Genomic DNA, 14,355 nt, shown 5'->3' on the forward strand with positions numbered 1-14,355 from the left:
CTGTGTTCATCGGGCCGCGTTGTAGTACCAGTGCAGCGGCTCGCAGTCCATGTCGGGACGGCCAGCCGCTGCATAGGCCTGTAGGCAACTCACATGGTTTTCAATGCGCGTCTTTTCCTCTTCGGACAATGTTCCCAATACCATGTTGGCCGAAAGCGCAGAACGGTAGAGCTTGAGCGCGTAGTTCATGTCCAGTGGAAGCTTTTCCTGAATATCGCCCTCTCGCTTTCTGACCATGGCGAGCATTTGCAGTTTGACGTCCACATATCTATACAAGGCTTCGGGGGAAGGATAGAGTCGCATACTCGTTCCAAAGGATTTGGCGGCGGGAGACCATGCTTTACGTTGAAAGTCTTTCATGCCGTGCTGGTAGAAGTTCTGCGCGGCGGTTTGGTCTGCATGCCGATTTGTTTGAAGCCAGTTGCGTACAAAGTCAGCATCGCCCACCTCTTCCGATGCCAGGAGATCTTCTGGACTTTTTTCTTGTGCATAGCATCCAGCGAGAAGCAGGGCGCTAGCGAACCACGGAAACCATGCCAACAGTTTTGCCATCACCACTCCTGCAGAGAATTAGATATTGATAAAGTGAATTCCATTGCGCCGGATCCACGGTGATGCATCCGGCACTCTCGTGCCCTGGGTGCAGGTATCTATCGTTGCGAAAAGGAGTTGCACTTCCATTGTTGAGGAAAAACCAATTTTTGGCATAGGGTGTTTTATGTAAATATGCAGACCCTATTGAGTGTGGGAAATCTGGGATTTGAACAGGGTGCGTTCCTGTTTTAATAGGATTTTCGTCGTCTGTAAAAGCTCGGACACGACCCCCTGGATAGATCAGGGTCTTGCGGCTCAAAATGAATTGAATGATTGCAGCAGGCCGATATGCGGGAGCCTGTTTTCGGAGGTATCCCTGTTTCACAGAAAACCTGTTGCCACTTTCGACGCCCTCCTTGACGATGAAATGGTCGCGCCCATTCGAGCTGGATTCCATCTCGGTGGCAATATGCTCCGGCAGCGCAACAATAGCGCCCGAAGGCTCGCGCCTGACATTGAGCCAGCCATCCGTTCCTGCACTGGTATATTTTCTTTCCGCCATTGCCCCTCCCAGGATTTGAAGCGTCCGCAGACATCGTTGTGAGATGCCGATTGTGTGCGGATTGCCATTCAGTTGGAGGAGGAAATGAAGGGGGAGGAAAATTTTCAGAATGATCCTAGGATATATGAGTCACGGTGATTTGAGGGTGGAATGCCGTGGTGCCCATGGCCCGCCACTCCATGGGTCGAGAGTGGCGGGTTTCAATGTCTCATGCAGCCGGCTGGGGCGGTGTCTGCTGCGCCGGCTGCCCCGCAGGATTTGCCGGCATGTTGCGCACATGCAGGTCCAGCTGCGGGAAGGCCACGGCAATGCCAGCGTCCTTGAGCCGGTCGTTGACGCGGCGGTTGAGGTCGTGGCGCACGGGCAGGCGGTCTTCGACCTTGCCCACGTAGGCGCGCAGCTCGAAGCGCTGGCCGTTGCCTTCCAGCGCCATGAACCAGCAGTTGGGCTCGGGCTCGCGCAGCACCTGGGGGTGCTCCCTGGCAATGTCCAGCAGCATGTTGCGCACCTGCTCGGGGTCGTTGCCGTGGGCCACGGGCACGTCGATCACCAGGCGGGTCACGTCGTCGCTCAAGGTCCAGTTCGTCACCTGGCCCGTGATGAAGGTCTTGTTGGGGATGACGATTTCCTTGTTGTCGAAGTCCAGCACCGTGGTGGCCCGCGTGCGGATGCGCGTGACGGTGCCGGTGAGGGTGTCGATGGTGATGACATCGCCCACGCGGAAGGGCCGCTCCACCAGCAGGATCAGGCCCGAGACGAAGTTGGCGAAGATCTCCTGCAGGCCGAAGCCCAGGCCCACGGTGAGCGCCGCCACCATCCACTGCAGCTGGCCCCAGCGCAGGCCCAGCAGCGTGAAGGCGCTGACCGTGCCCGCGATGGTGATGGCGTAGCGCGCCAGCGTGGCCAGGGTGTAGCGCGCGGAGCTGCTGATGCGGTTGGAGGCCGACAGCGTCACTTCCAGCAGGCCCGGCAGGTTGCGTGCAAAGCTGAAGGTCAGCAGCAGGATCATCACGCCCAGCAGCGCATCCATCAGGCTCACGGGGGCGGCATGCGCGATGCCGTCGGCGCCGGTGTTGGTGGTGTACCAGAGCACCACGCCTTCGGAGCGCAGCAGCGCAGGCAGCACGGGCAGCCAGGCGTAGACCAGGGTCAGCACGACCAGCACCTGCTGCAGCAGGCCCAGCAGCCGGTGCGCCTGGGCGCCCACGGTGACCAGGGCCATCTGGGTGGCTTCGTCGGTGGGGGCCTTGCCGGTGTCCACGCCCGAGCCGCTCTGGGCCAGTCTGGCGGCTTCGCGCAGCCGGTTCAGCGCCAGGCGCCGCTCGCCCAGCAGCAGCCAGCGCCGCAGCAGGTTGACCACGACCTCGACCGCGCCCAGGAACACGAAGCTGGCCATCAGGGCCTGGATGACTTCGGTGGCCGTGTAGACATAGCCGAGCACGATGCCCACGGCCAGCGCGCTGAGCATGAGCATCAGCACCACGCTGACGATCTGGCCCCAGTGGATGCCGGGCCGCTTTTGCTGCATGACACGGCGAAAGTACAGCCAGGCCATCCAGGCCAGCCCCAGCGACAGCATGAGGATGGAGATGCGCCCCCAGGTGCTGATGGCGTGGTTGTCATGGCTGTAGAAGGCCAGGCCGCCCAGCAGTTCGGCAGGCACGATCAGCCAGGCGGCGCGGCGCACCATCTGGCGCAGCATCTGCACGCGAGCAGCCGGCCAGCCGAAGTGGGCCAGTGCCAGCCCGCCCGGGCAGAACAGGGCGTTGAGCAAGGTGGCCACGAAGATGAAATCGCTGAGCTGGACCAGGGTGGCGCCCAGCGGCTCCAGCGCCGTGCCCACGGTTTCCGGGCCTTGCAGCAGGCTGCCCAGCGCCGCGGCCGCAAAGCTCCAGGGCAAGGTGTAGAGCAGGCTCCAGCCCAGCGCCAGCAGGCTCAGCCCGAAGTGGTCGCGCATGAAGTCGCCCACGCGCACGGCGATGGACTGCAGCTGGCGCAGCGCGTAGCGGCGCAGGCCCAGCAGCAGGGCCACGATCAGGCCGACGGCGCCAAAGGCCCAGGGATCGTTCCAGATGCTGGCGGCCAGCGCCCGCGCGGTTTTCCAGGGGGAGCTGCTGCCTTCGATATCCTGCTCCAGCGCCTGCCACTCGCTGAGCCAGGTGCGGTCCATGGGGCGGTGGCTGGGGAACCACAGCAGTTCCTTGTCCAGCACCTGGCGCAACTCATTGCCGCTGCGCAGGGCCGCGCGCAGTGCGTCGTCAGTCTGCTCCAGCACGGCGATGCGGCGCAGCAACACCGGCTGCAGTTGGTCGGTGAGGGCCACCTGCCGGGCCAGCAAAGCGGTCTGCTGGGCCGATACCGTGGCGTTGGCGGCCGGCTCCGGTGCCGCCACGCCGCCTGCATCCGCAGCGTCGGCCGGGGCCTGCGCCGCCGTGTCCGCGCCGGGGTTCTGGCGCCATTTGCTGGAGTTGAACAGTGTCAGGCGCAGCTCGGCCAGCTGGCGCTGCACGGCCCGGTGCCTGGCCTGCATGGTGCTGCCGGAGGACAGCTCCACGCGCTGCTGCCACAGCCACTGTCCCACGGCCGCGCTGCCACCGCCCAGCCGCAGGCGTGCCTGGGTGTCGCGCAGCGTGGCGCTCAACTGGTCACGCACATATTCGTCATTGGCCAGGGTCTTGCGCTCCTGCGCCAGTTCATTGGAGTTCTTGAGGATCTGCGCGGCCAGCGCCGCATTGCGCTGGGCCAGGTCGCGTATGGCGGGATCGGCGGCGGAAGCGTGCTGGGCGGCCAGCTCCATCTCCTGCACCTGCTGCTCCAGTTGCTGGCGGCTGCGCTCGGCAATGCGCTGGGTCAGCCAGGCGGCGCGCGGCATGCGCTCCAGCAGCTCGCGGCGCTGGGCCTGCAGCTGGGCGGCCAGCAGGCGCTGGCGGGCTTCGATGGTGGACTGCTCTTCCTGGCGCAGCGCCAGCTCCAGCAGGGCGCGGCGGTGCTCTGCGCTGCGCCTTGCCTGGCGGGCCTGGGTGAGGTCGGGGGCTTCGCCGGGCTCGGCGGTCACGGGCTCGGCGTTTTCCTGCGCGCGTTGTTGGAGGATGGACAGATCGATGCGCCCCGGGCCGGGCTGCGAGACCAGGTTGGCCTGGTCGGCCGCGGATTTCTCGATGCCGGCCTTGAGGGCGGCAATGGCATCGCGCTCATCGGCCAGCAGGCGTTCCAGCACTTCCTGGCTGGCGTTGGCGGGAACGCGTTCCTTCCAGCGATCGAACAGGCTGCCCAGCTGCTCGTCGCTCAGCGGCGCGGGCAGGGCCGGCACGGGCGTGCGTGCCCTGGCACGCATGCGGTCCAGTTCCTGGGCCAGCGCATCGGCTTCCTTTGTGGCCGAGGCTGCGGCATCGAGCTGGGTCTGAATGGCGTTGCTTCGTTCCTTGTCGGACGCGGAGCCACCGCCCAGGGTGCCCTGCAAGGCACCCAAAGGGCCTGCTGCCGGTGCGGCCTTGGCCAGGCCCGGTGCCAGCAGGGCGAGCAGCAGGCCCAGCAGCAGGCACAGGGCCCACAGCAGGTGCATCGGCGTGACGGCAGCCAGTTTGCGCGATGGGCGACCGGCGGCAAGTAGGGGGTTGTCGGCAGGAGACATCGGTTCTGAATTCGGGCCTGTGCCGCTGTGTGAGTGCGGACTATCATTTGTCAAAAGTGGGAGCGTGAGGCGCTGTATTCACGGGCCTTGCTGCAGGCCCGGCTGGCTCAAGCCCCTGTCCCGGCGCCGCAAAAAGCGGGGTAGTCCAGGAACCTGACATTGTGACCTCGCGCGCAATGCAGACATGTGGGACGTATGAGCTATTCAAAGCGGATGCAAGGTGCTACAACAGTTCCACACGGTAGCGAATGCCTTGCAACTTCGCGGCACTGTTCGCCCTCGGGTGCCGCCGGGAGAGGTCGTATGGATGTCATCAGCAACTCGGCTGCACGTTACGTTCGCCTTCGCGAAGAAGAGATGTCGCTGGACGAATTTCTCGCCCTGTGCCAGCGCGATCCCATGGCCTACGAGGGCGCCGCCCAGCGCATGCTGGCGGCCATAGGCGAACCCGAAATGGTGGACACGCGCAATGATCCGCGCCTGTCGCGGCTGTTTGCCAACAAGGTCATCCGGCGCTATCCGGCCTTCGCCGAGTTCTACGGCATGGAAGACTCCATCGAGCAGGTGGTGAGCTTCTTCCGCCATGCGGCCCAGGGCCTGGAAGAGCGCAAGCAGATCCTCTATCTGCTGGGCCCCGTGGGCGGTGGCAAGAGCTCCATCGCCGAGCGCCTCAAATACCTGATGCAGAAGGTGCCGTTCTACGCGCTCAAGGGCTCGCCCGTGAACGAGTCGCCGCTGGGCCTGTTCGATCCGGTGGAGGACGGGCCGCTGCTGGAGGAGCAGTTCGGCATTCCCCGGCGCTGCCTCAACCATGTGCTGTCGCCCTGGGCCGTCAAGCGCCTGGAGGAGCTGGGCGGCGACATCCGCCAGTTCCGCGTGGTCAAGCGCTATCCCAGCATCTCCAGGCAGGTGGGCATTGCCAAGACCGAGCCGGGCGACGAGAACAACCAGGACATCTCCAGCCTGGTGGGCAAGGTGGACATCCGCAAGCTGGAGAACTTTGCCCAGGACGACACCGATGCCTACAGCTACTCGGGCGGCCTGTGCCTGGCCAACCAGGGCCTGCTGGAGTTCGTGGAAATGTTCAAGGCGCCCATCAAGGTGCTGCACCCGCTGCTGACGGCCACGCAGGAGAGCAACTACAAGGGCACGGAAGGCTTTGGCGCCATTCCCTTCGACGGCATGGTGCTGGCCCACAGCAACGAGAGCGAGTGGAAGGCCTTCCGCAACAACCGCAACAACGAGGCCTTCCTGGACCGCGTCTACATCGTCAAGGTGCCGTACTGCCTGCGCGTGTCGGAGGAGGTGCGCATCTACGAGAAGCTGATCCGCGAGTCCTCGCTGGCCAGCGCCGTGTGCGCGCCCGGCACGCTCAAGATGATGGCGCAGTTCGCCGTGCTCACGCGGCTGAAGGAGCCCGAGAACTCCAGCATCTTCAGCAAGATGCAGGTCTATGACGGCGAGAGCCTCAAGGACACGGACCCGCGCGCCAAGAGCTTCCAGGAGTATCGCGACTATGCGGGCGTGGACGAGGGCATGTCGGGCATCTCCACGCGCTTCGCGTTCAAGATCCTGTCCAAGGTCTTCAACTACGACAGCACCGAGGTGGCGGCCAACCCGGTGCACCTCATGTATGTGCTGGAGCAGCAGATCGAGCGCGAGCAGTTCCCTGCCGAGCTGGAGACCAAGTACACCAGCTACATCAAGGAATACCTGTCGCCGCACTATGCCGAGTTCATCGGCAAGGAAATCCAGACGGCCTATCTGGAGAGCTACAGCGAGTACGGCCAGAACATCTTCGACCGCTACGTCACCTACGCCGACTACTGGATACAGGACAGCGAGTACCGCGACAACGATACCGGCGAGGCCTTCGACCGCAACGCGCTCAACGCCGAGATGGAGAAGGTCGAGAAGCCCGCGGGCATCGCCAATGCCAAGGACTTCCGCAACGAGATCGTCAACTTCGTGCTGCGCGCGCGGGCCAACAACCAGGGCAAGAACCCCAGCTGGACCAGCTACGAGAAGCTGCGCGTGGTGATCGAGAAGAAGATGTTCTCCAATACCGAGGAGCTGCTGCCCGTGATCAGCTTCAACGCCAAGGCCAGTGCCGAGGATGCCCGCAAGCACGAGGACTTTGTCACCCGCATGGAGGCCAAGGGCTATACGTCCAAGCAGGTGCGCCTGCTGTGCGAGTGGTATCTGCGCGTTCGCAAGAGCAACTGACGGGTGGGTGCGCCGCCCTTCGGCGCGCCCGGGCTGGGGGGAACAGATGGCATTGCAAATCATCGATCGCAGGCTGGCCGGCAAGAACAAGTCGGTGGGCAACCGCGAGCGCTTCGTGCGCCGCTACAAGGCGCAGATCGCCGAGGCGGTGCGCCGCGCGGTGGACAAGCGCGGCATTCGCCACATGGAGGAGTCCGAGAGCGTCTCCATCCCGCGCAAGGACATCCGCGAGCCCGTGTTCCACCATGGGCAGGGCGGCGTCCATGACACGGTGCACCCGGGCAACACCGAGCATGTGCGCGGCGACCGCATTGCCCGGCCGCAGGGCGGCGCAGGCGGCGGCGGCTCCCAGGCCAGCGACAGCGGCGAGGGCGAGGACGACTTCACCTTCACCCTGACCAAGGAAGAGTTCATGGAACTGTTCTTTGAAGACCTGGCCCTGCCGCGCCTGCTGCGCACCCACATCGGCAACACCATGCAGTACAAGACGCGCCGCGCCGGATACAGCCACGACGGCACGCCGCACAACCTGGCCCTGCTGCGCACCATGCGCGGCGCCCTGGGCCGGCGCATTGCGCTGACCAAGGCGCCGCACCGTGAACTCAAGGCACTGGAGGAGCAGCTGCAAGCGCTGCTGGCGCAGGACGATGGCACCAGCGAGGCGGCGGCCGAGCTGCAGCAGCGCATCGATGCGCTGAAGCTGCGCATGGGCACGGTGGCCTTTCTCGACCCCATCGACCTGCGGTTTCGCAACCGCACGCGCGTGCCTGCGCCCATCAGCCAGGCCGTGATGTTCTGCGTGATGGATGTGTCCGGCTCCATGGACCAGGACCGCAAGGACCTGGCCAAGCGCTTCTTCATCCTGCTGTACCTGTTCCTGACGCGGCACTACGAGAAGATCGACATCGTCTTCATCCGCCACCACACGCAGGCGGCCGAGGTCAGCGAGGACGAGTTCTTCCACTCCCAGGAAAGCGGCGGCACGGTGGTCAGTAGTGCGCTGGTGCTGCTGGACCAGATCATCCGCGCGCGCTACCCGTCCGGGGACTGGAACATCTACGTGGCCCAGGCCAGCGATGGCGACAACTTCGGCGACGACGGCTCCAACTGCCGCAACCTGCTGGTCGACAAGATCCTGCCGCTGGTGCGCTACTTCGCCTATGTGCAGGTGGTGCAGGAAGAGCAGAGCCTGTGGCAGGAGTACAGCCAGGTGCTGCCGCTGTTCTCGCACTTCGCCATGCGCAAGGTGTCGGACGCCAGCGAGATCTACCCCGTGTTCCGCGACCTGTTCAAGAAAGAGGGGGTATCGGTATGAACCTCTCTCACTATCCCGTGCTGGCGCCCCGCCATGCCACGCCGCAGTGGAAATCCCATCTGGCCAGCGAACGGGCCCAGCGCATCGTGCCCTCCGCGCCGCTGCCGGCGGGGGAGCGGCCGGCCGAGCCTCTGCCCGATCCCAGCGACTGGACCTTCGAGCTCATCGAACGCTATCACGCAGCGATTGCGGCCGCCGCCGAACGCTACGGCCTTGACACCTATCCCAACCAGCTGGAAGTGATCTCGGCCGAGCAGATGATGGACGCCTACGCCAGCGTGGGCATGCCCGTGGGCTACCGCCACTGGAGCTACGGCAAGGAATACATGGCGACCGAGCGGCGCTACCGGCGCGGCCACATGGGCCTGGCCTACGAGATCGTCATCAACTCCAATCCCTGCATCAGCTATCTGATGGAGGAGAACACCACGGCCATGCAGGCCCTGGTGATCGCCCATGCGGCGTACGGCCACAACAGCTTCTTCAAGAACAACTACCTGTTCGGCATGTGGACGGATGCCGGCAGCATCATCGACTATCTGGTCTATGCGCGCGACTTCATCACCCAGTGCGAGGAGCGCCACGGCCTGACGACGGTGGAGCAATGGCTGGACTCCTGCCATGCCCTGTCCAACCTGGGCGTGGACCGCTACCGCCGCCCCTCCAAGAAAAGCCTGGCGCGCGAGCGGGCCGAGCGCGAGCAGCGCGAGGCCTATGCCCAGCAGCAGGTCAACGAGCTGTGGCGCACCCTGCCGGCCCGCCCGGGCAAGGACAGCGCGGCCCAGCACAGCGAGCGCTTTCCCAAGGAGCCGGAGGAAAACCTGCTGTACTTCATCGAGAAGAACGCCCCGCTGCTGGAGCCCTGGCAGCGCGAGATCGTGCGCATCGTGCGCAAGATCGCCCAGTACTTCTACCCGCAGCGCCAGACCCAGGTGATGAACGAGGGCTGGGCGACGTTCTGGCACTACACCCTGCTCAACACCCTGTACGACGAAGGCTGGCTGACCGACGGCGTGATGATCGAATGGCTGTCCTCCCACACCAATGTCATCTACCAGCCCCCGGCCGGTCACCGCGCCTACAGCGGCATCAATCCCTATGCGCTGGGCTTTGCCATGTACCGCGACATCCGCCGCATCTGCCAGGACCCCACCGAGGAAGACCGCTGCTGGTTCCCCGACCTGGCCGGCACGCCCTGGCTGCCGGCGCTGCACCATGCCATGCAGAACTTCAAGGACGAGAGCTTTGTCGGCCAGTACCTGAGCCCACAGCTGATGCGCGACATGCGCCTGTTCGCCATCCATGACGACGCCAGCGAACGCGAGCTGCTGGTCAGCGCCATCCATGACGACGACGGCTACCGCACCCTGCGCCAGACGCTGTCGCAGCAATACGACCTGGGCGCGCGCGAGCCCAATATCCAGGTCTGGAACGTCAATCTGCGCGGCGACCGCTGCCTCACCCTGCGCCACACCCGCTACCAGGGCCGGCCGCTGTCCGACGATGCGCTGGAAGTGCTCAAGCACGCAGCGCGCCTGTGGGGTTTTGGCGTGCAGCTGGAAAGCGTCAACGGCGATGGCGACGCGCCCGTGCTGCTGCACTCGGTGCCCGCTCCACCGGCCTGATCCTCCTGCCTGAGCCAGCCAGGCCCTAGCGCAGCGTGCCCACGTACTTGCGGTTTTCCGCACGCTGGCGCATCAGCTCGCCGGCGCGCTGCATGAGCGGCGAGCGCTCGGCGGGCCCGGCCAGCGCGGCATTCCAGGCCGCTTCGAAGCGATGGGTCCATTCCACCAGTTCGGGCGTGCTGCGCGCCCCTTCCTGCTCCCGTGCGAAGCGGATGATTTCGGCGGCGTACTCGGCATTGGCCGCCAGCCATTCGGTATCGGTCACGCGGCCGCAGCTTCTGCGCAGCAGCACATGCAGGTGCGCGGCGATGGCCAGGAGTTCGCTTTCGGGCATGTAGTGGCACTCCTTCGGTTTGACGATCATCGGGCGCCGGGCCGCTTTGCGGCTCGGCCGTTCATCCACTCAGGCGTTCGCGGTGCAGCGCCAGGTCCAGGCCCTGCAGTTCGCTTTCCTCATCCACGCGCAGGCCGATCAGCATGTCCAGCAGCCACAGCAGCGCCGCCGTGGCCACCAGCGTGAACAAGGCCACGGCCAGCACGCTCACCGCCTGGGTGAGCACGCTGGCCTGCACGCCGCCGATCTGCGGGCTGGCAAACACGCCGGTCAGCAGCGATCCCACGATGCCGCCCACGCCATGCACGCCAAACACATCCAGCGAATCGTCCGCGCCCAGCAGCCGCTTGAGCCCCGTTGCGCCCCAATAGCAGGCGACACCGGCGATCAGGCCGATGCACAGCGCCGACAGCGGCGTCACGAAACCGGCTGCCGGCGTGATCGCCACCAGGCCGCCGACCAGCCCCGAGCACAGGCCCAGCAGCGTGGCCTTGCCGCGTACCACGTACTCGGCCAGCGACCAGGCCAGGGCGCCCGCGCTGGCGGCAATGTGGGTGACGGCCAGCGCCAGCGCCGCGCGGCTGTCCCCGGCCAGCGATGAGCCGGCGTTGAAGCCGAACCAGCCCATCCACAGCAGGGCCGCGCCCATCATGGTCAGGGCCAGGTTGTAGGGCTCGAAGGGCTCGTGCCCGTAGCCGCGGCGCGGCCGCAGGAACCAGGCGCAGACCAGCCCGGCCACGCCCGCGTTCACATGCACCACGGTGCCCCCGGCAAAGTCCAGCGCGCCCATGCGCGCCAGCCAGCCGCCCGGCTCCCACACCCAGTGCGCCACCGGTGCATAGACCAGCAGGCTCCACAGGCCCACGAAGATCAGCATGGCACCGAAGCGCATGCGCTCCACCCAGGCGCCCACCAGCAAGGCGGCGGTGATCACGGCAAAGGCCAGCTGGAACATGGCATAGGCTGCTTCGGGCACGTGCGGCGCCAGGTGGCTCACGGCCACCAGGCCCTTGGCGGCGTTGAAATCCAGCCCCGCGAACCAGGCGCGCGAATCACCGCCTATCCACGCATTGCCGGGCGTGAAGGCCAGCGAATAGCCCAGTGCGAACCACAGAATGCTGACCAGGCAGGCAATCGCCACCACGCTGGCCATGGTGTTGAGCACGTTCTTGCGGCGCACCATGCCCGCATAGAACAGCGCAATGCCGGGCAGCGTCATCAGCAGCACCAGCACCGTGGCCGTCATCAGCCAGACCGTGTCCACGGCGCTGATGGATTCCACCGCCACCAGCGAAGGCCGCGTGATCGCCTGCTCGGCCGCCTGCGCCGCACCCAGGACCGCAACCCATCCTCCCGCCACCAATGTTCTCAATGCCCGTGCGCACCTGTGCATGCAATGACTCCCTTGTTTGTTGTGGTCATGGGGCCGTCTGCCGTTGCCGCCATGGCTGCATTGGCCGGCCTGCAGCGGCCTTGCACAAGTCGTGCCAGCGCAGACGGGGCCCTTGGGGGCCGTGCGATGCAGCCGGAACACCAAAACGGGAAAACCGCGAGTCAAAACAGGGCAGCCGGGCGGGCGGTGCACCATCGGCGTGCGGTGGTGCAGCTCTTAAACTGCCGGCATGAATCGAAGAAATCTGATGTGCGCCGCGCTGCTCGCCTGTCTGTCACAGGCGGCGCTGGCGGCTACCGAACTGCAGGACAGGCCCGAGTGGGCCCGCTTTTTTGCCGATGCCAAGGTTGATGGCAGCATCGTCGTGGTCGATGCCAGAGGCCCGGCCGAAGCCGTCTACGTCCACAACCGTGAACGCGCGGTGAGGCGCTACTCGCCCGCTTCCACCTTCAAGATCCCGCACAGCCTGTTCGCGCTGGACGCCGGGCTGGTGCGGGATGAATTCCAGCGCATTGCCTGGGATGGCGTGAAGCGCCAGTTGCCGGCCTGGAATGCCGATCAGGACCTGCGCTCGGCCATGCGCAACTCCACCGTCTGGGTGTACGAACGCTTTGCCGGGGAACTGGGCAGCGCGCGCGAGGCTGCCTACATGCGCAAGATCGACTACGGCAATGCGCTGGCCACGGGCGAGGCGCCTTTCTGGGTGGAGGGCGACCTGGCCATCTCGGCGCTGGAGCAGGTGGCCTTCCTGCAGCAGCTGTACCGCAATCGGCTGCCATTGCCGGTGGAACACCAGCGGCTGGTGAAGGACGTGATGATCAACGAGGCCGGCACCGACTGGATACTGCGCGCCAAAACCGGCTGGACGGGCCGTATCGGCTGGTGGGTGGGCTGGGTGGAATGGCCTGCCGGCCCCGTGTTCTTCGCCATGAACATGGACACGCCCCACCGGCTGGCCGACCTGCCCAAGCGTCAGGCCATCACGCGCGACATCCTGCGCTCCATCAACGCGTTGCCCAAGGCGCCGTAGCGCGCGGGACAAGGCCCATCAGCCCATCAGGCCTGGAGGCCGCTTGTCGGCCTTGCGCTCCACCGGATTGGCGGTGAGCCAGTTGGACGGGTACTGGCGCATGAACTCGCGGGCCTTTTCCACGCGCGCGTTGAGCCAGGCGTCGTAGGCGCCTTCGTTGAGAATCGCCGGCATGCGCTTTTCCGCGCCGGGCTGCTGGTAGCGGTGCAGCAGCGCATGGCTGTTGGCGTTGACCGTGAGCAGGGCGTAGCTCAGCAGCACCTCGCCATCCGGGCCCGTCCACTGCGCCCACACGCCGGCCACGCCCATGGGCTTGCCGTCGATGCGCGAGATGCGCGTGGGCAGGGCCTTGCCGTTGCGGTAGTCATCCTCGAAAAAGGCGGCCATGGGCACGATGCAGCGCTGGCCATTGAGCCAGGCATCGCGGAAGGCCTGGGCCGTGGAGACGGTCTCCGAACGCGCATTCACCAGCTTGAGCGCGCGCAGCCGTCCATCGGAGGCCGACTTCACCCAGTGCGGCACCAGGCCCCATTGGGCGGCAACCAGCTCGCGTGCGGGCGGTGCCGCAGGCGCGGGCGGTGTGTCGGAAGCGGAGGGTTCTTGCTGTTCGGTGGCGGCATCCGCGGCCACGGCGACGCTGCGGATGAAAAAGCCGGACTTGCGCGGTGTCATGTTGCGCTCGCTGGCGGCAGGCGCCTCCACGCCGAAGGCGTCGCGGTAGGCGTCGGCTTGCGACAGTGATTCGTAGTGGGTACTCATGCGCGGATGGTACCTGCGTGCCAGCGCAAAGTCGGGCGTCAGACGGTAATGGTCCCGGTCAGATAACGCGCGCAATGGCCGGCCACCTCGACGCTGGCATCGGTCACCTCGCAAAACAGCGTGCCCGTGCGGCGAGAGGCCTGGTGGCCGATCAGACGGTTCTTGCCCAGCCTGCCCGCCCAGTAGGGCGCAAGCGCCGCATGGATGGAGCCCGTGACGGGATCTTCCTCGCCGCCATTGGCGGGCCAGAAATAGCGGCTGACGAAGTCATGGGAGGCGCCCGCATCCGCAGGCGCCGTCACCACCACGTCCAGCGGGCCCAGCGATTTGAGGCGCTCCAGGTCCGGCTTGACGGCTCGCACCTGGTCTTCGGTTGCGTAGACGGCCACGTAGGCCTGCTGGTTCACGAGATAGGCCGTGGGTGCGGGCGTCAGGCCTTCGCGCAGTGCGGCGGGCACCTCATCCAGCGGCTTGGCATCGCGGCGCGGGAAGGTCATGACGATGCGTCCGCCATCCTCCTGCGCGGCCGTGACCTTGCCCACGGCGGCGGCCCAGAACGTGATGCTGCGCAGCGCCGGGTCGGCCTCGAACAGCACGAAGGCGCTTGCCAGCGTGGCATGGCCGCAGAACGCGATCTCGGTCAGGGGGGAGAACCAGCGGATCTCGAAGGCGGCGCGCTCGCCACTCCAGACCAGGAAAGAGGTCTCCGAAAGATTGTTCTCTGCGGCAATGGCCTGCAGCGTGGAATCGGCAAGCCATGCATCCAGGGGAATGACGGCGGCCTGATTGCCCTTGAATCGTTCCGATGTGAATGCGTCGATGACGTGGATGGGGAGTTGCATTTGCAAAAGGCCTTTGGGTCGGATTCGTGTGCAGCCCGTCATTGTTGTCTCTGTCTCCAATGGCTGCGCGCGGATTCTACGGTCCGGCAGGATGGAGCTGAGGC

The 14,355-nt window shown here is 65.6% G+C and carries 11 protein-coding genes; 4 read left to right on the forward strand and 7 right to left on the reverse strand.

Going from position 1 to position 14,355, the window contains the following annotated elements:
• Positions 1-6 precede the first annotated feature (6 nt).
• From GRX31_RS23490 to GRX31_RS23500, 3 genes are all read right to left on the reverse strand, one after another.
• Positions 7-552 (reverse strand): hypothetical protein, encoded by a 546-nt coding sequence (locus GRX31_RS23490; RefSeq protein WP_016453827.1) that lies wholly within the window; start codon positions 550-552, stop codon positions 7-9.
• On the reverse strand, positions 515-1,096 hold the full coding sequence (locus tag GRX31_RS23495; RefSeq protein WP_151019985.1) for a hypothetical protein: 582 nt from the start codon (positions 1,094-1,096) through the stop codon (positions 515-517). Before GRX31_RS23495 ends, GRX31_RS23490 begins: the two co-directional genes overlap by 38 nt.
• A gap of 208 nt (positions 1,097-1,304) precedes the next feature.
• On the reverse strand, positions 1,305-4,658 hold the full coding sequence (locus GRX31_RS23500) for a mechanosensitive ion channel domain-containing protein (protein ID WP_160855148.1): 3,354 nt from the start codon (positions 4,656-4,658) through the stop codon (positions 1,305-1,307).
• A 372-nt stretch (positions 4,659-5,030) separates the two neighbouring features.
• Between GRX31_RS23500 and GRX31_RS23505 the strand changes: the two genes are divergently transcribed.
• From GRX31_RS23505 to GRX31_RS23515, 3 genes are read left to right on the forward strand one after another with little or no spacing between them, the layout of a single operon-like run.
• Entirely contained in the window at positions 5,031-6,953 is a 1,923-nt protein-coding gene (locus tag GRX31_RS23505; RefSeq protein WP_016449756.1) for a PrkA family serine protein kinase, read from the forward strand.
• 46 nt (positions 6,954-6,999) lie between these two features.
• Positions 7,000-8,268, forward strand: a complete 1,269-nt coding sequence (locus GRX31_RS23510) for a YeaH/YhbH family protein (RefSeq protein ID WP_016449755.1) — start codon at positions 7,000-7,002, stop codon at positions 8,266-8,268.
• Entirely contained in the window at positions 8,265-9,893 is a 1,629-nt protein-coding gene (locus GRX31_RS23515) for a SpoVR family protein (RefSeq protein ID WP_160855149.1), read from the forward strand. Before GRX31_RS23510 ends, GRX31_RS23515 begins: the two co-directional genes overlap by 4 nt.
• A gap of 25 nt (positions 9,894-9,918) precedes the next feature.
• Here the strand turns inward: GRX31_RS23515 and GRX31_RS23520 are convergent, their stop codons facing one another.
• The gene (locus GRX31_RS23520) at positions 9,919-10,227 is read right to left on the reverse strand and encodes a hypothetical protein (RefSeq protein WP_016449753.1); all 309 of its coding nucleotides are present in this window, start codon (positions 10,225-10,227) and stop codon (positions 9,919-9,921) included.
• A 61-nt stretch (positions 10,228-10,288) separates the two neighbouring features.
• Positions 10,289-11,620, reverse strand: a complete 1,332-nt coding sequence (locus GRX31_RS23525) for an ammonium transporter (protein ID WP_160855150.1) — start codon at positions 11,618-11,620, stop codon at positions 10,289-10,291.
• A gap of 229 nt (positions 11,621-11,849) precedes the next feature.
• Between GRX31_RS23525 and blaOXA the strand changes: the two genes are divergently transcribed.
• Positions 11,850-12,650, forward strand: a complete 801-nt coding sequence (blaOXA, locus tag GRX31_RS23530) for a class D beta-lactamase (protein WP_272918453.1) — start codon at positions 11,850-11,852, stop codon at positions 12,648-12,650.
• Positions 12,651-12,668: 18 nt separating this feature from the next.
• Here blaOXA and GRX31_RS23535 read toward each other — a convergent pair whose 3' ends face one another.
• Both GRX31_RS23535 and GRX31_RS23540 read right to left on the reverse strand, forming a co-directional pair.
• On the reverse strand, positions 12,669-13,409 hold the full coding sequence (locus tag GRX31_RS23535) for an SOS response-associated peptidase (protein WP_034399783.1): 741 nt from the start codon (positions 13,407-13,409) through the stop codon (positions 12,669-12,671).
• 38 nt (positions 13,410-13,447) lie between these two features.
• Entirely contained in the window at positions 13,448-14,251 is an 804-nt protein-coding gene (locus GRX31_RS23540) for a PhzF family phenazine biosynthesis protein (RefSeq protein WP_160855151.1), read from the reverse strand.
• Positions 14,252-14,355 lie beyond the last annotated feature (104 nt).

It is taken from the genome of Delftia sp. CH05 (genome assembly GCF_009827015.1).
In the GTDB taxonomy this organism is placed as follows: domain Bacteria; phylum Pseudomonadota; class Gammaproteobacteria; order Burkholderiales; family Burkholderiaceae_C; genus Comamonas; species Comamonas tsuruhatensis.

Excerpts from the sequence above, each read along its gene's own strand:
- GRX31_RS23490 (WP_016453827.1), bottom strand. The coding sequence starts at position 552 with ATGGCAAAACTGTTGGCATGGTTTCCGTGGTTCGCTAGCGCCCTGCTT.
- GRX31_RS23495 (WP_151019985.1), bottom strand. The coding sequence starts at position 1,096 with ATGGCGGAAAGAAAATATACCAGTGCAGGAACGGATGGCTGGCTCAAT.
- GRX31_RS23500 (WP_160855148.1), bottom strand. The coding sequence starts at position 4,658 with ATGCACCTGCTGTGGGCCCTGTGCCTGCTGCTGGGCCTGCTGCTCGCC.
- GRX31_RS23505 (WP_016449756.1), top strand. The coding sequence starts at position 5,031 with ATGGATGTCATCAGCAACTCGGCTGCACGTTACGTTCGCCTTCGCGAA.
- GRX31_RS23510 (WP_016449755.1), top strand. The coding sequence starts at position 7,000 with ATGGCATTGCAAATCATCGATCGCAGGCTGGCCGGCAAGAACAAGTCG.
- GRX31_RS23515 (WP_160855149.1), top strand. The coding sequence starts at position 8,265 with ATGAACCTCTCTCACTATCCCGTGCTGGCGCCCCGCCATGCCACGCCG.
- GRX31_RS23520 (WP_016449753.1), bottom strand. The coding sequence starts at position 10,227 with ATGCCCGAAAGCGAACTCCTGGCCATCGCCGCGCACCTGCATGTGCTG.
- GRX31_RS23525 (WP_160855150.1), bottom strand. The coding sequence starts at position 11,620 with ATGCACAGGTGCGCACGGGCATTGAGAACATTGGTGGCGGGAGGATGG.
- blaOXA (WP_272918453.1), top strand. The coding sequence starts at position 11,850 with ATGAATCGAAGAAATCTGATGTGCGCCGCGCTGCTCGCCTGTCTGTCA.
- GRX31_RS23535 (WP_034399783.1), bottom strand. The coding sequence starts at position 13,409 with ATGAGTACCCACTACGAATCACTGTCGCAAGCCGACGCCTACCGCGAC.
- GRX31_RS23540 (WP_160855151.1), bottom strand. The coding sequence starts at position 14,251 with ATGCAACTCCCCATCCACGTCATCGACGCATTCACATCGGAACGATTC.